The organism is Stappia taiwanensis, assembly GCF_014635285.1.
In the GTDB taxonomy this organism is placed as follows: Bacteria; Pseudomonadota; Alphaproteobacteria; order Rhizobiales; family Stappiaceae; genus Stappia; species Stappia taiwanensis.
Genome location: NZ_BMCR01000010.1, coordinates 104,951 through 124,064, shown reverse-complemented (window position 1 = coordinate 124,064; position 19,114 = coordinate 104,951). Strand labels below are relative to the sequence as shown.

At 66.3% G+C, this 19,114-nt stretch carries 13 protein-coding genes; 7 read left to right on the top strand and 6 right to left on the bottom strand.

Going from position 1 to position 19,114, the window contains the following annotated elements:
• Positions 1-24: 24 nt before the first annotated feature.
• From urtC to IEV83_RS18630, 5 genes are all read right to left on the bottom strand, one after another.
• Positions 25-1,176 carry an urea ABC transporter permease subunit UrtC gene (gene urtC, locus IEV83_RS18650; RefSeq protein WP_181760720.1) on the bottom strand — a complete coding sequence of 384 codons (1,152 nt, stop codon included), beginning with the start codon at positions 1,174-1,176 and terminating at the stop codon, positions 25-27.
• 37 nt (positions 1,177-1,213) lie between these two features.
• On the bottom strand, positions 1,214-2,872 hold the full coding sequence (gene urtB, locus IEV83_RS18645; RefSeq protein WP_181760719.1) for an urea ABC transporter permease subunit UrtB: 1,659 nt from the start codon (positions 2,870-2,872) through the stop codon (positions 1,214-1,216).
• A gap of 135 nt (positions 2,873-3,007) precedes the next feature.
• Positions 3,008-4,303: an urea ABC transporter substrate-binding protein gene (gene urtA / locus IEV83_RS18640; protein WP_181760718.1), complete on the bottom strand. Its 1,296-nt coding sequence runs from the start codon at positions 4,301-4,303 to the stop codon at positions 3,008-3,010.
• Positions 4,304-4,546: 243 nt separating this feature from the next.
• Positions 4,547-5,779, bottom strand: a complete 1,233-nt coding sequence (locus IEV83_RS18635) for a CaiB/BaiF CoA transferase family protein (protein WP_181760717.1) — start codon at positions 5,777-5,779, stop codon at positions 4,547-4,549.
• A 118-nt stretch (positions 5,780-5,897) separates the two neighbouring features.
• A complete protein-coding gene (locus IEV83_RS18630; RefSeq protein WP_181760716.1) occupies positions 5,898-6,680 on the bottom strand; it encodes a DeoR/GlpR family DNA-binding transcription regulator in 783 nt (260 codons plus the stop codon).
• 176 nt (positions 6,681-6,856) lie between these two features.
• Here IEV83_RS18630 and IEV83_RS18625 point away from each other — a divergent pair, with 176 nt between their 5' ends.
• Positions 6,857-9,307: a GcvT family protein gene (locus tag IEV83_RS18625; protein ID WP_181760715.1), complete on the top strand. Its 2,451-nt coding sequence runs from the start codon at positions 6,857-6,859 to the stop codon at positions 9,305-9,307.
• A 19-nt stretch (positions 9,308-9,326) separates the two neighbouring features.
• Here the strand turns inward: IEV83_RS18625 and IEV83_RS18620 are convergent, their stop codons facing one another.
• Positions 9,327-10,211, bottom strand: a complete 885-nt coding sequence (locus IEV83_RS18620; protein WP_181760714.1) for a LysR substrate-binding domain-containing protein — start codon at positions 10,209-10,211, stop codon at positions 9,327-9,329.
• Between the two features lie 237 nt (positions 10,212-10,448).
• On the opposite strand from IEV83_RS18620, the gene IEV83_RS18615 reads away from it, so the two are divergent.
• The 6 genes from IEV83_RS18615 to phnA all read left to right on the top strand — a co-directional run bounded on the left by IEV83_RS18615 (position 10,449) and on the right by phnA (position 19,109).
• Positions 10,449-11,486, top strand: a complete 1,038-nt coding sequence (locus tag IEV83_RS18615) for a putative 2-aminoethylphosphonate ABC transporter substrate-binding protein (RefSeq protein ID WP_181760713.1) — start codon at positions 10,449-10,451, stop codon at positions 11,484-11,486.
• A gap of 80 nt (positions 11,487-11,566) precedes the next feature.
• Positions 11,567-12,760 (top strand): putative 2-aminoethylphosphonate ABC transporter ATP-binding protein, encoded by a 1,194-nt coding sequence (locus IEV83_RS18610; RefSeq protein ID WP_244628245.1) that lies wholly within the window; start codon positions 11,567-11,569, stop codon positions 12,758-12,760.
• Positions 12,757-14,463, top strand: a complete 1,707-nt coding sequence (locus tag IEV83_RS18605; RefSeq protein WP_181760712.1) for a putative 2-aminoethylphosphonate ABC transporter permease subunit — start codon at positions 12,757-12,759, stop codon at positions 14,461-14,463. Before IEV83_RS18610 ends, IEV83_RS18605 begins: the two co-directional genes overlap by 4 nt.
• Positions 14,464-14,727: 264 nt before the next feature.
• A complete protein-coding gene (locus IEV83_RS18600) occupies positions 14,728-16,389 on the top strand; it encodes a Na/Pi cotransporter family protein (RefSeq protein ID WP_181760711.1) in 1,662 nt (553 codons plus the stop codon).
• A 236-nt stretch (positions 16,390-16,625) separates the two neighbouring features.
• A complete protein-coding gene (locus IEV83_RS18595) occupies positions 16,626-17,819 on the top strand; it encodes a 2-aminoethylphosphonate--pyruvate transaminase (RefSeq protein ID WP_181760710.1) in 1,194 nt (397 codons plus the stop codon).
• A gap of 36 nt (positions 17,820-17,855) precedes the next feature.
• Complete coding sequence (gene phnA / locus IEV83_RS18590) at positions 17,856-19,109, top strand: phosphonoacetate hydrolase (protein ID WP_181760709.1); 1,254 nt, start codon at positions 17,856-17,858, stop codon at positions 19,107-19,109.
• Positions 19,110-19,114: the final 5 nt, after the last annotated feature.

Here is a 19,114-nt window from a genome sequence, read left to right as displayed (position 1 = left end):
ACATGAGGGGGCATGGTCATTCTCCTACTCCGCCGCCGCCGGCGCCTTGGCGCGCGCGTCAGGCGGGGCCTTGGATCGGGTGCCGGTGGCTTTGGCCCACAACCGGGGCAGGCTGCCGACAAGGCCCCTTGGCAGGAACAGGGTCACGGCGATGAACAACGCGCCGAGGGCGAAGAGCCAGAGTTCCGGCAGGGCGGCGGTGAACCAGCTCTTGGCGAAATTCACCAGGCCAGCGCCGAGGATCGGGCCGACCAGCGTGCCGCGTCCGCCGATGGCCACCCAGATCACTGCCTCAATGGAGTTGGCCGGGGCGAATTCGCCCGGATTGATGATGCCGACCTGGGGCACGTAGAGCGCGCCGGCGAGCCCGGCCAGCATCGCCGAAACGGTCCAGACGAACAGCTTGTAGTGTTCGACCCGGTAGCCGAGGAAACGGGTGCGGCTTTCCGCGTCGCGCACGGCGATCAGCACCTTGCCGAGCCGTGACGAGGTGATGGCGACGCACAGCACGAAGGCAAGGCCGAGGGCGAGCGCCGAGGCGGCGAACAGCCCGGCGCGGGTCGCATCGGACTGCAGGTCGAAGCCGAGGATCTCCTTGAAATCGGTCAGACCGTTGTTGCCGCCAAAGCCCATGTCGTTGCGGAAGAACGCCAGCAGCAACGCGTAGGTCATCGCCTGGGTGATGATCGACAGGTAGACGCCGCCAACGCGGGCGCGAAAGGCGAACCAGCCGAACACGAAGGCAAGCACGCCGGGGACCACAAGCGCCATGGCCAGCGCGACGGGAAAGAGGTCGAAGCCGAGCCAGTACCAGGGCAGCTCCTGCCAGTCGAGGAAGACCATGAAATCCGGCAACAGCGGATCGCCATAAACGCCGCGCGGGCCGATCTGTCGCATCAGGTACATGCCCATGGCATAGCCGCCGAGGGCGAAGAAAGCCGCATGGCCAAGGGACAGGATGCCGCAATAGCCCCAGACCAGATCGAGCGCCAGCGCCAGCAGCGCATAGGTCAGGTATTTGCCGGAAAGCGTCACCGCGTAGGTCGGCATGTGCAGCGGGTGACTTTCGGGAAGGGCAAGGTTCAGCAGCGGAATGAGCAGGCCGGCCGCCGCCAGCAGCGCCAGGAAGACCCAGCCGCCCCGGGTCATGCCATGGGTGAAGAACCGTCGTGTCATGGGGCTAGCCTCCCGGCCGGTGTGCCGCCTGCGCGCGTCATGCCTCCACCGCCCGGCCCTTGAGGGCGAACAGGCCGCGCGGGCGCTTCTGGATGAACAGGATGAGGAAGACGAGCACCAGGATCTTGGCCAGCACCGCGCCGGCGAAGGGCTCCAGGAACTTGTTGGCGATGCCAAGGCTCATGGCGCCGAGCAGGGTTCCCCAGAGATTGCCGACCCCGCCGAACACCACCACCATGAAGCTGTCGATGATGTAGGACTGGCCAAGGTTGGGCGACACATTGTCGATCTGCGACAGGGCGACGCCGGCAATGCCGGCGATGCCGGAGCCGAGCCCGAAGGTGAGCGCGTCGACCAGCGGCGTGCGGATGCCCATGGAGGCGGCCATGCGCCGGTTCTGGGTGACGGCGCGGATGGTCAGGCCGAAGCGGGTCTTCTTCATCGCAGCAATCAGCGCGGCAAAAAGGGCGAGCGAAAAGACGAGGATCCACAGCCGGTTGTAGGTGATGGTCAACTGACCGAGCTCGAAGGCGCCGGACATGAAGGACGGCGTGCCGACCTCCCGGTTGGTCGGGCCGAAGAGGGTGCGCACCCCCTGTTGCAGGATCAGAGACACCCCCCAGGTGGCAAGTAGGGTCTCCAGCGGCCGGGCATGCAGGAAGCGGATCACCCCGCGCTCGATGGCGATGCCGACAAGGCCGGTGACAAGGAAGGCGGCGGGCAGGGCGACCACCAGGGCGTAGTCGATCTGCCCCGGCACCAGCGCGCCGAAAAGGCCCTGCACCATGAAGGCCGTGTAGGCGCCGAGCATCACCATTTCGCCATGGGCCATGTTGATGACGCCCATCACGCCGAAGGTGATGGCAAGGCCGATGGCCGCCAGCAGTAGCACCGAGCCGAGCGACAGGCCGTACCAGATGTTGCGGGCGACATCCCACAGCGCCTGGCTCCGCTCCATGCGCGCGAGGGCTGCCGTGGCCTGCCCGGCAAGCGCCTGGTCCTCAGTGGCGGCGATGCTTGCGACAATTGCCATGGCCTCGCGGTCGCCGCGGGCGGCGAGCACATTGATGGCCGCGCTCTTTTCCTCGGCACTTCGGTCGGAGGCCAGCACCGCCGCCGCCCGTGCGGCCTGCAGGGCGGCGGCCACCTCTGCAACGGTCTCGCGGGCAAGCGCTCGGTCGAGCGTTTCGACCGCTTCTTTGTCGCGGGCCTTGAGGATGGCTTCGGCGGCGGCAAGGCGCCGGGCCGGATCGGAAGCGCTCAAGGTAAGGGCGCCAAGGGCGGCGCGGATCGCCCGCCGCAGCCGGTTGTTGACGCGGATCTTCTTGACCTCGCGGCGCCCGGCGGTGCCGGCGTCCTGCAAGGTCAGCGGGTCGGTGAGCCGATAGCCGCCGCTCGCGCCGCTGACGATGAAAACCGCGCCATCGGCCTTGCGCCGGTAAAGGTCGCCGCCAGCGAGGGCTTCCAGCGCCGGGACGGCACGGGCATCGCCCAGGGCGGTGAGTGCGGCGATCCGTTTCTCGGTCTCAGCAAAGGACCCCTTCGCCAATGCGGCGATGGCCGCGCGCAGATCGGGGCTTTCCCCGGCGCGGGCCTGGTTGCCGGCAAGGGAGGCGCCCAGCACGAGGGCGAGGAGCAGCAGGGCACGAAGGGCAAGTATCGCTGGGGCCGGAGGTGGGAGGCAAGCTCGGATCATGGGACCTCTGGACGACTTGGGTGCGGGCAGAGCCGATGCGGCGGCGCAGGCGTTGAGCGCGGCGCGAGGCAAGGTCGGGGGAGGCGGATACATTGTCCGCCCCCCTCCCTCTGGATGCGGGGGGATGGGCGCGTGTCAGCTGCCCGACCCGCCGCACTTACCCGTTGCGGTGTTGAAGTTGCCGCAGGCCATCGGCGGACGCCAATCGGCGATCAGGTCCTTCGAGCCGTCCAGATAATCGGACCAGGCATCTCCGACCACGAGCCCGGGGGTTTCCCAGACCGTCTCGAACTGGCCATCGTCCTGGATCTCGCCGATCAGCACCGGCTTGGTGATGTGGTGGTTCGGCATCATCGCCGAATAGCCGCCGCTGAGGTTGGGCACGGTGACGCCGACGATGGCGTCGATCACCGCGTCCGGATCGGTGCTGCCAGCCTTCTCCACCGCCTTCACCCACATGTTGAAGCCGAGGTAATGGGCCTCCATGGGATCGTTGGTGACCCGTTCGCCGTCGCCGGTGAAGGCGCGCCAGGTGTCGACGAAGGCGGCGTTTTCCTCCGTGTCGACCGACTGGAAGTAGTTCCAGGCGGCGAGGTGGCCGACCAGCGGGCCGGTGTCGAGCCCGGCCAGTTCCTCCTCGCCGACGGAAAAGGCGATGACCGGAATGTCTTCCGCCTTGATGCCGGCATTGCCCAGCTCCTTGTAGAAGGGGACATTGGCATCGCCATTGATGGTGGAGACCACGGCGGTCTTCTTGCCGGCGGAGCCGAAGGCCTTGATATCGGCGACGATGGTCTGCCAGTCGCTGTGGCCGAACGGGGTGTAGCTGATCATGATGTCCTCGGCGGCAACGCCTTTGGACTTCAGGTAGGTCTCCAGGATCTTGTTGGTGGTGCGCGGATAGACATAGTCGGTGCCGGCCAGCACCCAGCGCTCCACCCCTTCCTCCTGCATCAGATACTCGACGGCGGGGATCGCCTGCTGGTTCGGCGCCGCGCCGGTGTAGAACACGTTGCGCTGGCTCTCCTCGCCCTCATACTGGAGCGGGTAGAACAACAGGCCGTTCAGCTCCTCGAACACCGGCAGCACCGATTTGCGCGATACGGAGGTCCAGCAGCCGAAGACGGCGGCGACCTTCTCGACTTCGATCAGCTCCCGCGCCTTTTCGGCGAACAGCGGCCAGTCGGACGCCGGATCGACAACCACTGCCTCGAGTTTTTTACCGAGCACGCCGCCCTTGCGGTTCTGCTCCTCGATCAGCATCAGCACGGCATCCTTCAGGGTCGTCTCGGAAATCGCCATGGTTCCCGAAAGCGAATGCAGGATGCCGATCTTGATGGTGTCCTCGGCGCGCAGGCCCTGGGGCGTTGCCGTCGCCAGAAGTGCCGCGAGCGCCAGGCCCGCCGTTGTCTTCAATACCGCCGCAGTCATCGCTTTCCCCTGTCTCATGGCGCCGTCACCGGCATGACAAAGGGGAAATCAAGATGCGTGCCAAATGCGGGAGAACCGCTGGCGGGAGAAAAAGACGAAGCCGATAGAGCGGCTTACGTCCGCGCCCGGCAGACTGGCGGGTGCGCGGACCGAAAGAGCGGCGCGCCCGGGCGCGCCGCAAGTTTTTGCACTGCAGCGAAAAATTGCACAGAAATCTTGCAGTGCAACCTGGCCGGCGGCGTGCTACCCAGCGGCGACGGTGCCCTCGGCCTCGTGGGCGCCGATTTCCGTCTCGCTGAGGCCGAGCACCTCGGCAAGGACCTGACGGGTGTGCTGGCCGAGCATCGGTGGGGCGACCTTGTCGTTCACCGGCGTGCGGGAGAAGCGCAAGGGGCTGGCGACACCGGGCGCGGTGGCACCGCTGGCATGGGCCATCTGGGTGGCGAGGCCGCGCGCCAGGGCCTGCGGCTCCTGGAACACCTCGGCGATGGTGTTGATCGGGCCGCAAGGAACGCCGGCGGTCTCCAGCGCGGCGATCCAGTCGGCGGTGGTGCGCTTGGTCAGCATCTCGGCGATCTGCGGCACCAGGGTGTCCCGGTTGGCGACCCGGGCCTGATTGCTGACGTAGAGTGGATCGGTGGCCAGTTCCGGCCGGCCGGCGATCTCGCAGAAGCGGGCAAACTGCCCGTCATTGCCAACGGCGAGAATGAGATGGCCATCGGCGGTCTCGAAGGCCTGATAGGGCACGATGTTCGGATGGGCATTGCCCAGGCGCACCGGGGCGGTGCCGGACACCAGATAGTTGAGCGACTGGTTGGCAAGGGCCGCGACCTGAACGTCGAACAGCGCCATGTCGATGTGCTGGCCCTCACCGGAGCGCTCGCGCTCGGCCAGTGCGCCGAGAATGCCGATGGTGGCGTAAAGCCCGGTGAGAATGTCGGTCAGGGCGACGCCGACCTTCTGCGGTCCGCCGCCGGGCCGGCCGTCGGCCTCGCCGGTGACCGACATCAGCCCGCCCATGCCCTGGATCATGAAATCATAGCCGGCGCGCGCGGCATAGGGGCCGGTTTGGCCGAAGCCGGTGATCGAGCAATAGATCAGGCGCGGATTGACCGCTTTCAGGCTGTCATAGTCGAGCCCGTATTTCTTCAGCCCGCCGAGCTTGTAATTCTCCACCAGAATGTCGGAACGCTTGGCGATCTCCAGCACCAGGCGCCGGCCTTCCTCGCGCGAGAGGTCGACGGCGACCGATTTCTTGCCCCGGTTGGCGGAGAGGAAATAGGCGCTCTCCCGGGTCTCGTTGCCGTCCGCGTCCTTGAGGAAGGGAGGGCCCCAGCCACGGGTGTCGTCGCCGGCGCCGGGCCGTTCGATCTTGATCACCTCGGCGCCCATGTCGGCGAGCGCCTGGGTGGACCAGGGTCCGGCAAGAACCCGCGACAGGTCGAGAACACGCAGATGGGAAAGAGGGCCGGTCATGAAGTCGCTCACCAGTGGGAATGATCTTGTCCTCGGTCATAGCCCCGGCGGCGGCAGACGTCCAATGACTTGCGGTCCCGACCCCATTCCTTCCGGTCTTGCACCCGATGAGAGCCGATCAGGCGCTGTCCCGGGCGATATCGAGACCGATCCCGGCGGCCTCCATCGTCTGGGCAAGGTCCGGAGCGGGCGGCCGGTCGGTGATCAACCGGGTTCCTGTCGGGATATCGGTGAGCCGGACGGGGGCGGGCCGGTCGATCTTGCTGTGGTCGGCCAGCAGCACCGGATGGCGGGCGGCGGCGAGCATGGCACAGCGCAAGGCCGCGCCGTCGCGGCTGAAATCGGACACCAGCCGCTCGGCGCTGAGCCCGCCAACGCCGACAAAGGCGATGTCGACGGTATAGCCGCGCAGCATGTCGATGGCGTCGAGCCCCTGGGTCGCGTCTTCATCCGTGCCGAGCTGGCCGCCCAGGACATGCACGGCGCGAGCGCTGGCCCTGAGATCAAGCGCAATGCGCAGATCGTTGGTGAAGACGGTGAGGCCGTTGCGCCGGGCCAGCAACTCCGCCAGCATCCGGGTGCTGGTGCCGGAATCGATCAGCACCGAGGTGTGGTCCTCAACGAGACCGGCGGCATGGCGGGCCATCGCCCGCTTGCCCTCCGGGTTGGTCTGGGTGCGCTCCTCCACTGGCGGCTCCTGCGCATCGGCGATCACCGCGCCGCCGCGCACCTGACGCAGGCAATTGGCCTCGGCCAGAAGGGCGATGTCCTTGCGCAGGGTCTCGCGGGAAACACCAAGTCGTTCGCTGAGGGCGCGGATGGTCACCGCCTGATGATGGTCCAGCTCTTCCAGGATCAGCGCCCGGCGGTGCTCGGCGGGAAAGGGGGATGTGTCGCTCACCTTGAAGGATCCTGTCTGGTTTCATCGCGCGGGTTGGGTGGTCGAACGGCGCGGCCGGGGCGTGGTTGGCAAATCTGGTATATCACGAATTTTGCCAAATAACGAAAATATTTGCAAAGTTTTGCAAAGCGTGATCTGTCTTGAACCCATTGGATCACCTGCATCGGAGCCCTGCCATGTCGCAAGCACCCGTTCCTTCCCAGGCGGAAATCGTCATCATCGGCGGCGGCATCGTCGGCGCCAGTCTCGCCTATCACCTGACGAAGCTCGGCAAGCGGGATGTGGTGCTGCTGGAACAGGGCAAGCTCTCGGGCGGGACCACCTGGCACGCGGCCGGCCTCGTCGGCCAGTTGCGCTCCCATGAGAGCATGACCCGGCTGATCCGCGCCTCGACGGAGCTTTATGCCGGGCTGGAGGCGGAGACCGGGCTGGCCACCGGCTGGAAGAACTGCGGCTCGCTGACCGTTGCCCGCAGCGCGGAACGGATGACGGTGCTGCGGCGCACCGCCGCCTCGGCCCGGGCGCAAGGGGTGGAGATCGAGGTGCTGAGCCCGGCGGAGGCCGGGGCGCTGTGGCCGGTGATGGCGACGGAGGATCTGGTTGGCGCGGTGTGGCTGCCGGGCGATGGCAAGGCCAACCCGACCGACCTCACCCAGTCGCTGGCGCGGGGCGCCCGGCAGGGCGGCGCGCGTATCATCGAGGGCGTGCGGGTCACCGGCGTGACGACGGCGAAGGGCGAGGTCACCGGCGTTGAGACCGACCACGGGGCGATCACCGCCCGGACGGTGGTCAATTGCGCCGGGCAATGGGCGCGCAAGGTCGGGGCCATGTGCGGGGTCGACGTGCCGCTGCATTCGGCCGAGCACATGTACATCGTCACCGGCAAGATGGCCGGGGTTCACCCGGACCTGCCGGTGATGCGCGATCCGGACGGCTATATCTATTTCAAGGAAGAGGTCGGCGGCCTGGTCATGGGCGGTTTCGAGCCGGAGGCCAAGCCCTGGGGCATGGAGGGCATTCCCGACGATTTCGTCTTCCAGCTCCTGCCGGACGACTGGGACCAGTTCCAGATCCTGATGGAAAACGCGCTGCAGCGGGTGCCGGATCTGGAGAAGGCGGAGATCCGCCAGTTCTACAACGGCCCGGAGAGCTTCACCCCGGACAACAATTTCATTCTCGGCGAGGCGCCGGCCTTGCGCAATTTCTTCGTCGGCGCCGGGTTCAACTCCATGGGCATCGCCAGCGCCGGCGGGGCCGGCATGGCGCTGGCCGAATGGATCGTCAACGGCGCGCCGACCCAGGATCTGTGGCCGGTCGACATCCGCCGCTTCGACCGGTTCAACAACAACCCGCGCTGGCTGCATGACCGGGTGAAGGAGACGCTCGGCCTGCATTACGCCATGCCCTGGCCGAACCGGGAGCTGGAGACCGCCCGGCCCTTGCGCAAGTCGCCGCTCTATGACCGGCTGGCGGCAAAGGGTGCGGTGTTCGGCTCGAAGATGGGCTGGGAGCGGGCCAACTGGTTCGCCGGGCCGGGGGAGGAGCGGGCCACGCGCTATTCCTTCGGTCGGCAGAACTGGTTCGAGGCGGTGGGCCGCGAGCACAGGGCCGTGCGTGAGGCGGTGGCGGTGTTCGACCAGACCTCCTTCGCCAAGTTCCTGTTTCAGGGCAAGGACGCGGTGACGGTGCTGAACCGGATCTGCGGGGCCAATGTGGACGTGCCGGTGGGGCGCTCGGTCTACACCGGGCTCTTCAATGCGCGCGGTGGCTATGAAAGCGATCTGACGGTGATGCGGCGCGGGTCGGACAGCTTCCTGATCGTGACCGGCACGGCGCAGCCGGTGCGCGATGCGGACTGGATCCGCCGGCAGATCCCGGAAGGCGCCGCAGCGGTGCTTACCGATGTCACCTCCGCCCATGCGGTCCTGAGCGTGATGGGGCCGCAGGCGCGCACCTTGCTTTCCCGGCTGACCGATGCGGATCTCGGCAACGAGGCCTTTCCCTTCGCCAGCAACCGGGAGATCGACCTCGGCCATGCCACGGTGCTGGCCAACCGCATGACCTATGTGGGCGAGCTCGGCTTTGAGCTCTACGTGCCGGCGGAGTTCGCCGCTGGGGTCTATGACGCGCTGTTCGAGGCCGGTGCTGATCTCGGGTTGCGGGACGCGGGCTACTACGCGCTGGAGGGGCTGCGGCTGGAAAAGGGCTACCGGGCCTGGGCGCGTGAGCTCGACCCGGATGTCACCCCGTTTGAAGCCGGCCTTGCGTTTGCCGTCGATTTCGACAAGCCCGGCGGCTTCATCGGCCGGGAGGCGCTGCTGGAGCGGCGCGGGATGCCGCCCCGCCGGCGGATCGTGCAACTGGTGGTCGGCGATCCGCAGGCGGTGGCCTGGGGCGGGGAACTGGTGCTGCGGAACGGGGAACCGGTGGGCGATCTGCGCTCCGCCGCCTATGGTTTTTCTCTCGGCGGGCCGGTGGCCCTGGCCCTGGTGCGGGCCGAGGGCGGCGTCGACGCGGCCTATGTCGCGGAAGGCACATGGGAGGTCGATATCGCCGGTCGGCGTTACCCGGCAACGGCCTCTCTGCGTCCGGCCTATGACCCGCGCGGCGCCCGGATCAAGGTGTGAGGCGGAGGGGTCGTGCGCCTCAGCCGGTGGGCTGTTCGTCCGTCCGGCTTTCGGCGGCGATTTCGAAGAAGGCGGAGATCAGCTTTGCTTGGGCGCGCTCGCTGAGGCAGAGCAGGGCCTCTTCCATATGCATGTCGGCATCCAGGATCGGGATGATCGCCAGCCGGGGATCGTGGCCGAACTCGGCCTGGGAGACGACGCCGACGCCAAGGCCGGTGGCGACGATCTCGCGCACCGCCTCGCGTCCTTCCGCCTCGATGGCGATCTGCAGGGGCAGGCCGCGCCGGTGTACCTCGTCCTCGAACTTCTGCCGGGTCTTGGAGCCGTTCTCGCGCAGGATCAGCGGCTGGGAACAGATTTCGGCAAGGGTTGCTCCGCTCCGCTGGCTCCAGGGGTGGGAGCGGGCGACAAAGGCAATCAGCGGCTCGCTGCCCAGGGTTCGGGCCGTGAAGCCGGGACGCTCGATCATCTCGCCGAGCACGCCCACATCGGCGGCATAGTCGCCAAGCGCCTTGAGCACGGTTTCGGTGTTGCCGCTGCGAATGGAAATCTCGATGCCCGGATAGCGCTGCTTGAACGGCGGCAGCAGATGCAGCAGGTGAAGAGCGCTGTCGGCGATGATGCGCAAGCTGCCGGTGCGCAGGTCCCGCGCCTCGGACAAAAACTCCATCGCCTGGTTTTCCGTGTCGAACATGCGCCGGGTGATTTCCAGTAGCCGGTGCCCGGTGTCGGTCAACGAGACCTGGCGCTTGTTCCGGTAAAACAGCGCGATGTCATACTCTTCCTCCAGCTTGCGCACCTGGTCGGAGACCGCCGGCTGGGTCAGCCCGAGGACATCCGCCGCCTTGGAAAAGCCGCCGGCCATGGCGACGTTGTGAAAGGCGCGCAACTGCACATACCGCATTCCGGATCCTCGATTTCTCATGCCGGCAGACACCTGGACAAGACAGGTGCGCTCGGCGCGGAGATTTCTTTTATATTAATTCATGCGATACGTCGTATCGAAATTAGCGATTTGACTTATGGGCTTCGCCAATCGTTTCCTTGTGGCGTAAGGTTTGCGCCCAGTCGTACCGGCAAAACGACAAAACAACCTGCCGGGCGGCGAGTGAACCGATCACCTTCGCGGATGGAGACTTACATGGGAACGGTAGCACAGACCTTTGGCCGCATTGCAGGATTCGCGGCGGTCGCCACGCTTGCCATTGGCATCGAGGCGGCCGCGGCGCGCGAGAAGATCACGGTCTACACGGCGGTCGAACCGGAGGAACTGACCGGCTTCGCCGAAGCCTTCGAGGCGGACAATCCGGACTATGAAATCCAGTGGGTGCGCGATTCCACCGGCGTGATCACGGCGAAGCTGCTGGCGGAGGGGGAGAACTCGCCGGCGGATATCGTATGGGGTCTTGCCGCCACCAGCCTTCTCATGATGGCCGACCGGGGCCTTTTGGAGGGCTATGCGCCGGCCGGGGTGGACAAGCTGTCGCCGGCGCTGATGGACAAGCAGTCGCCGCCGCGCTGGGTCGGCCAGCGCGCCTGGGTGGCCTCTCTCTGCGTCAACACCTATGAGGCGGAGGCCAAGGGTCTGCCGATGCCGGCGAGCTGGCAGGACCTGCTGAAGCCGGTCTACAAGGGCCATATCGTCATGCCGAACCCGGCCTCCTCGGGCACCGGCTTCCTCGACGTGTCGAGCTGGATGCAGATCTGGGGCGAGGACATGGCCTGGTCCTACATGGACGGCTTGCACGAAAACATCGGCATCTACACCCATTCCGGCTCCGCCCCGTGCAAGATGGCCGGGCGCGGCGAATACCCGATCGGCGTCTCCTTCGCCTACAAGGGCGCACAGCTGAAGAGCGACGGCGCGCCGGTGGCGGTGATCGCCCCGTCGGAGGGTCTCGGCTGGGACCTTGAGAGCTTCGGCATCATGAAGACGGCCAAGAACAAGGCCGGTGCCAAGGCCTTCGCCGACTGGTCCGTCACCGAAAAGGCCAACCGGATGTACAACGAGGCCTATGCGGTGGTGGCCATGCCGGGCATCGCCAAGCCGGTCGAGAACTTCCCGGAGAACATCCAGGACAAGATGATCGACAACGATTTCGGCTGGGCGGCTGAAAACCGCAAGCGTATCCTCGAAGAGTGGGAAAAGCGCTACGGGTCGAAGTCCGCGCCGAAATAAGCGGCACATCAGCGAGACCGGCCGGCGCGTCCGGCCGGACTTCTTCCTTCTTTCCAATCAGCTCGGAAGGATCGCCGGTCATGAACATGGCAGCGAAACGCCCGGCCCTTGCCCAGTCGGCGCGCCTGTCGCCCGAACCCGAGGCAGCGGAGAGCGATGTGTTTCTTGAAATCCGGGACGTCTGCAAGCGCTTCGGCGACTTCTCGGCCCTCGCCGATATCTCCCTGACCATCGAGCGCGGCTCGTTCGTCTGTTTTCTTGGTCCTTCGGGCTGCGGCAAGACCACCTTGCTGCGGTCGATCGCCGGCCTGGAGCGTCAGTCCTCGGGGCGGATCGTTCAGGACGGGCGGGATATCTCCAACCTGCCGCCGTCGCAGCGCGATTTCGGCATCGTCTTCCAGTCCTATTCCCTGTTTCCCAATCTCACCGTCAACGCCAATGTCGGCTACGGCCTGGTCAATCAGGGCCTGCCCAAGGCGGAAATCGCCACGCGGGTGCAGGAGCTTCTGGAACTGGTGCATCTGCCCACCTCGGGGCGCAAATACCCGGCGGCGCTGTCGGGCGGCGAACAGCAGCGGGTGGCACTGGCGCGGGCGCTGGCGATGCAGCCGGGCCTGTTGCTGCTCGATGAGCCGTTGAGCGCGCTCGATGCCAAGGTGCGGGTCGATCTGCGCCACGAAATGAAGGACCTGCAGCGCCGGCTTGGCGTGACCACGGTGATGGTGACCCACGACCAGGAGGAGGCGCTGGCGCTCGCCGATATCGTCGTTGTCATGAGCAAGGGCAAGATCGAGCAGGTCGGCACGCCGATGGAGGTCTATTCCCGCCCGCAAAGCGCCTTCGTCGCCGATTTCGTCGGCCACATGAACCTGTTGCGTGGCCGCATCGGCAAGGATGGTTCGGTGCGCATCGGCGAGCAGGCCCTGTCGCTCGACACCGCTCAGGTGCCGGACCGCACCGGCGAGGTGCTGGTCAGCTTCCGGCCGGAAGACGTGGTGTTCCGCGGTGTGGAGGAGACGGCGGAAAACCGCTTCCTCGGCTATGTGGAGAGCATCGACTTTCTCGGCTCCTTCAGCCGGGCCCGGGTGCGGGTGGACGGTTTCGAGGGAGAAGCCTTCGACGCGGATCTTTCCGCCAACATCCTGCGCGATTTCGGCATCAGCGAAGGCAGCACGCTGCCGTTTTCCCTGCCGAGAGACCGGCTGTGCGTTTATCCGGGCGATGAACGCACAGCCGGCGGGCGCGCGCAGCCGGTGGCGGAGGCCGGGGCATGAGCGCGGCCGACAGCACTGCCCTTGCCGGGCGGGCGCCGATCGACGGCGGCCGTCTGGTGTCGACGCTGGGGCTGCTGGCCGGGGTCGGGCTGCTCATCGTCTTCGTCGCCGCGCCGCTGGCGACGATCTTCATCAAGAGCCTTCAGGACGATCTGGGCGCTTATGTCGGGCTTGCCAATTTCGCCAAGTACTTCTCCTCCGCCGGGCTGATCCAGTCGATCTTCAACTCGGTCGAGATCGCCCTGGTGGTCACGGTGCTCGCCTGTCTCCTGGCCTTCGGCTACGCCTATGCGCTGACCCGCACCTGCATGCCCGGGCGCACGCTGTTCCGGGCGATTGCCATGATCCCGATCCTGGCGCCCTCGCTGTTGTCGGCGATTGCGCTGATCTATCTGTTCGGCAATCAGGGGATGATCAAGGGGCTGTTGTTCGGCAACTCGATCTACGGGCCGATCGGCATCGTGCTTGGCATCACCTTCTATGTGTTTCCCCATGTGCTGATGATCATGGTGACGGCGCTGTCGACCGCCGATGCGCGGCTTTACGAGGCGGCGGAGGCGATGTGCACCTCGCGTTGGCGGGCGTTCTGGACCATTACCGTACCCGGTGCCCGCTACGGGCTGATCAGCGCCGGCTTCGTTGTCTTCACCCTGACGATCACCGATTTCGGCGTGCCCAAGGTGATCGGCGGCAACTTCAATGTGCTGGCGACGGATATCTACAAGCAGGTGGTCGGTCAGCAGAGCTTCTCCATGGGCGCGGTGGTCGGCCTGATCCTCCTGTTCCCCGCGATCATCTCGTTCTCCGTCGACAGGATCGTGCGGCGCAAGCAGGTGGCGCAGCTTTCCGCGCGGGCGGTGCCTTACGTGCCGGTGCCGAACAAGATCCGCGACCGGGCCTTCCTCGCCTTTTGCTCGCTGGTCGCCGTGTTCCTGATCGGCATCATCGGCACGGCGGTGTTCGCCTCGCTGGTGACCTACTGGCCGTACAATCTGACCCTGTCGCTGGTGCATTACGACTTCAACGCCATCGACCCGAATGGCTGGGCGTCCTTCACCAATTCGCTGGAAATGGCGGCCTGGACGGCGGTGATCGGCACCAGCGTGATCTTCCTCGGCGCCTATTTCGTCGAGAAGTCGGACGGGCTGCCGTTTGCCCGCGGGCTGCTGCACATGCTGGCGATGATCCCGATGGCAGTGCCCGGCCTGGTGCTTGGTCTTGCCTATGTGTTCTTCTTTTCCAACCCGCTCAATCCGCTGAGCGGGTTCTACGGCACGATGGCGATCCTGGTGCTGTCGACGGTTGTGCATTTCTACACGGTCTCGCACCTGTCCTTCGTCACCGCGCTGAAACAGGTGGACCGGGAGTTCGAAGCGGTGTCCGCCTCGCTCAAGGTGCCGGCCTACAAGACCATGTGGCGGGTGCATGTGCCGATCTGCCTGCCCTTGATTATCGACGTGGCGATCTATCTTTTCCTGAATGCGATGACGACCGTCTCGGCAGCGGTGTTCCTCTATGCGCCGGATACGAAACTGGCCTCCATCGCCGTTTTGAACATGGATGACGTTGGCGATCAGGCGCCGGCGGCGGCGATGGCCATCATGATCGTGCTGACGTCGGTGTGCGTGAAGCTCGTTCAGGTGGTGGTGACTGGCTCCCTGCTGCGGCGGACCAGCGTCTGGCGCCGGCGGGACGGGCACTAGCGTGGTGCCGCGCGCATCGCGTGGTCGATGCGCGCGGCAGATCGGCGAAAGGCCGATCCGATTGTCATCTGCAGCGGTTAGGCTCGCCCATGCGGGCGCGTCACCGGTGTCACGGCCTGGCGGGGCACAGTGCCCCGGGAGGCCGCAAAGCCACCGCAATCCTGGGTGATATTGGACGATTCGACCGGAGAAACCTGCCCACGACCCGTGCGGCGGGGGTGTGACGATTCCCGGGTCGGCGATTGAAGCAAGAAGGACAGAAACATGACCGTATCGTTGATGCTGCTGCATTTGGCCGGTGCCGTTACGTTGCTGCTCTTCGCGGTCCGGATGGTGCGGACCGGAGTGGAGCGGGCACACGGGGCGGGCTTGCGCCGGGCCATCGGCCGGGCTCGCACCGGCGCGGTGAAGGCCGCCGCCAGCGGAACCATCGCCGCCGTGGTGCTGCAAAGCTCCACCGCCGTGGCGGTTCTGGGCGCGGGCTTTGCCGCCAGCGGCCTGCTGGGCCTGCCGGTGGGGCTGTCCCTGATGCTGGGCGCGGATCTCGGCTCGGCGCTGGTGGTGCGCATTCTGGCCTATGACATCTCCTGGCTGATGCCGATCTGTCTGGTTGTCGGCGGGGCGCTGTTTCTCAACGGGCGCAGCCGCGAACAGCGCCAGAGCGGCCGGATTCTCGTCGGCATCGCCCTGATCCTGTTGTCCCTGCGGCTGATGGGCGAGGCGACGGCCCCCTTGCGCGAAGGCGCCTTCTTCGCCCTCGTCGTCGATTACCTGTCAGGCGATTTCCTGACCGCCTTCCTGCTCGGGGCGCTGTTCACCTGGGCGGTGCATTCCAGCGTCGGAGCCATCCTCCTGTTCATGACGTTGGCGGCGCAGAATGTACTGCCCGCCGATCTGGGCATCGCGCTGGCGCTGGGCGCCAATTTCGGCGGCGGGCTGATCGCCCTCGGGCTGACCCGGGGCGGGTCGGTCGAGGCGCGGCGCATCGTCACCGGCAACATGGTGTTTCGCGGCGGCGGCTCGCTGGCCGCCCTCTTCCTGCTCGTCACCGTGGCACCGCCGCTCGATCTGCTGGGCGCGAGCCCCGCGGCGCAGATCGTCAATGCCCATCTTCTGTTCAATGCGAGCCTGTTGCTGATCGGCCTGCCGCTTTGCCTGCCGATGGCTCGGGTCATCGAAGGGGTAATCGGCCTGGCGGCGGAGAAGGAAGAGCTGCCGGAGACCCGCATCAGCGCCCTTGATCGCAGCGCCCTCAAGGTGCCGCATCTGGCGATTGCCGGGGCGACCCGCGAGCTGCTGGGCATGGGCGAGACGGTACAGCGGATGCTGGCGCCGGTGATGGAGCTTTATGAGAGCGGTTCGGCGCCGCTGATCGCCCGCACCCGGGCGCTGGATGACGAGCTCGACCGGGCGCAGGCGGAGATCAAGGCCTATCTCACCGAGCTGGCCCGCTCCCGCCTCGAGCCGGCCGACGCGCAGCGCTGTTTCGAACTGACCGGCCATGCGATCAGTCTGGAGCATGTGGGCGACATCATCGTCAAGGACCTGTTGGCGCTGGCGGAAAAGCGGCGGGACCGGCGGCTGGCGTTTTCCGAGGATGGCTGGCGCGAGTTGACCGACCTGCATCAGCGGGTCCTGTCCAACCTGAAACTGGCGCTCAATCTGCTGGTTTCCGGCGACCGGGAGACCGCGCGGCAGCTGGTGGAGGAGAAGGACCGGCTGCGGCAACTGGAACGGGACAGCAGCGCCCGGCACCTCAAGCGCCTGCGCGAAGGCAGTATCAATGCCATCGAGACCAGTGAAATCCATCTGGAAACGATCCGCCATTACAAGCAGATCAACTCGCTGATCGCCACCATCGCCTACCCGATTCTCAGCCAGAGCGGGGACCTCCTGGAAAGCCGGCTGGCGGTGGCCGAAGGCTGACCGCGTGGGTCGATGACGAACGGATTTCATGTATAAGTGAAATCGTTCAAATGCATTTGAAATAGCGATTTTACAAATATCTTGCTTCCTCGCATCATCGGGCGGTCAACGGGGGTCGCCCAATGGGGCGACGCCTGGACCGGACGAGAACGGGCCGTTCCGGCGCCTTGGGTGCCTTTTCCGGCGGCTGCCGAACAGGTCCCGGCCGATCCCTTTTGCCTGGAGGCTTTGATCCGATGTCGACTGATTGCTCGCAGGCCGTCCTGCCCGCGCCGCTGTGCGGCGAACCGTATCTCCTGACGCCCGGCCCCCTGACCACCTCCCATGAGGTGAAGAAGGCCATGCTCCGCGACTGGGGCTCCTGGGACGACGATTTCCGCGCCATGACGGCGCAGCTGCGCCGCGAGCTGCTGGCGTTGGTCGGTCCGGGCGGCGAGGCGTATGACTGCGTGCCGGTGCAGGGCAGCGGCACCTTTGCGGTGGAGGCGATGCTCGGCAGCTTCCTGCCGCGTGACGGCAAGGCTCTGGTGCTGATCAACGGCGCCTATGGCCAGCGCATCGCCCAGACGCTGGACTATCTGGGGCGCGCCTATGCGGTGATCGACAAGGGCGACTACCTGCCGCCGCGCGGCGAGGAGGTCGCCCGGGCGCTGGAGGTCGATCCGGGGATCACCCATGTGGTCGTCGTCCATTGCGAGACCAGTTCCGGCATTCTCAATCCGGTCCGGGAAATTGCCGATACGGTGGCCGCGCATGGGCGCAAACTCCTGGTCGACAGCATGAGCGCCTTTGGCGCGGTGCCGCTGGAGGTGGGCGAGATCGCCTTCGAGGCGATGGTCTCCTCGGCCAACAAATGCATCGAGGGTGTGCCGGGCTTCGGCTTCGTCATCGCCCGCAAGAGCGCACTGGAAGAGGCCAAGGGCGTCAGTTCCTCGCTCAGCCTCGATGTTCATGCCCAGTGGGCGCATATGGAAAAGACCGGCCAGTGGCGGTTCACCCCGCCGACCCATGTGGTCGCCGCCTTCATCGAGGCGCTGCGCCAGCACCGCGAGGAGGGCGGGGTGGCCGGCCGGCTCGCCCGCTACACCGCCAATCGTGACACGCTGGTGGAGGGCATGCGTGGGCTCGGCTTCGAGACCCTGCTCAGCGAACGCTGGCTGTCGCCGATCATCGTCACCTTCTTCACTCCGGCCGACCCGGCCTTCGGCTTTGCCGACTTCTACGCGCGGATGAAGGCCAAGGGCTTCATCATCTATCCCGGCAAGCTGACGGTGGTGGAAAGCTTCCGCGTCGGCTGCATCGGCCGGATGGATCCGCCGGTGATGCGCAAGGTCGTCGCCGCCGTCGCCGAGTGCCTGGCCGAAATGGGCGTGTCCAGCGCCGTGCCGCCGACCATCGCCCTTGAAGAACGCACCAAGCTCGTCGCCTGAGCGCCCCATCCTCTCGAAACAAGCGAAGTCCATCCGATGAACCAGATCACCAAGTTCCCCGTCCAGGTCAACGGCCGCGCCTATCCGCGCCCGAAGGTGCCGGCCATCGCCATCTGTCTCGACGGCTGCGAGCCGGCCTATCTCGACGAGGCCATCGCCGCCGGCTTGATGCCGACCTTGAAGCGGATCCGCGAGACCGGGACCGTACGCACCGCCCATTCGGTCATCCCGAGCTTCACCAACCCGAACAACCTGTCGATCGCCACCGGTCGGCCGCCGGCGGTGCATGGCATCTGCGGCAACTACCTCTATGAGCCGGAAACCGGCGAAGAGGTGATGATGAACGATCCGCGCTTCCTGCGCGCGCCGACCGTGTTCAAGGGCTTTTACGATGCCGGCTGCCGGGTCGCCGTGGTGACCGCCAAGGACAAGCTGCGGGCGCTGCTCGGCTCCGGCCTTGCCTTCGATGAGGGGCGGGCGATCTGCTTCTCCTCGGAGAAATCGGCAACCACCACCAAGGCCGAACATGGCATCGACAATGCCAGCGCCTGGCTCGGCCGTCCTGTGCCGGAGGTCTATTCGGCGGAGCTGTCCGAATTCGTCTTCGCCGCCGGCGTCAAGCTGCTGAAGGAGCTCAAGCCGGACGTCATGTATCTGACGACCACCGACTACGTGCAGCACAAATACGCGCCGGGTGTGCCGGAGGCCAATGCCTTCTACGAGATGTTCGACCGCTACCTGACCGAGCTGGACGCGCTGGGCGCGGCCATCGTCATCACCGCCGATCATGGCATGAAGCCGAAGCACACCGCCGATGGCGCGCCGGACGTGATCTATCTGCAGGACCTGTTCGACGGTTGGCTCGGCAAGGATGCGGCGCGGGTGATCCTGCCGATCACCGACCCCTACGTCGTCCATCACGGCGCGCTCGGTTCCTTCGCCACCACCTATCTGCCGGACGGGGCGGATGCGGCCGATCTGATCGCCCGACTGTCGGCCATCGACGGCATCGACCTGGTGGTCGACCGGGCGGAAGGCTGCCGCCGCTTCGAGCTGCCGGCGGACCGGATCGGCGATCTGGTGCTGATCTCCTCGGAGAACAAGACGCTGGGCACCAGCGCCTCGCGGCACGACCTCTCCGCGCTGAACGAGCCGCTGCGCTCCCATGGCGGGCTGACCGAGCAGGCGGTGCCGTTCATCGTCAACCGGGTGCTGCCGGACCTCGGCAACGAACCGGACCTGCGCAACTTCGACGCCTTCCAGGTGGCGGCGACAGCGGCGGCGGGCTGATCCGG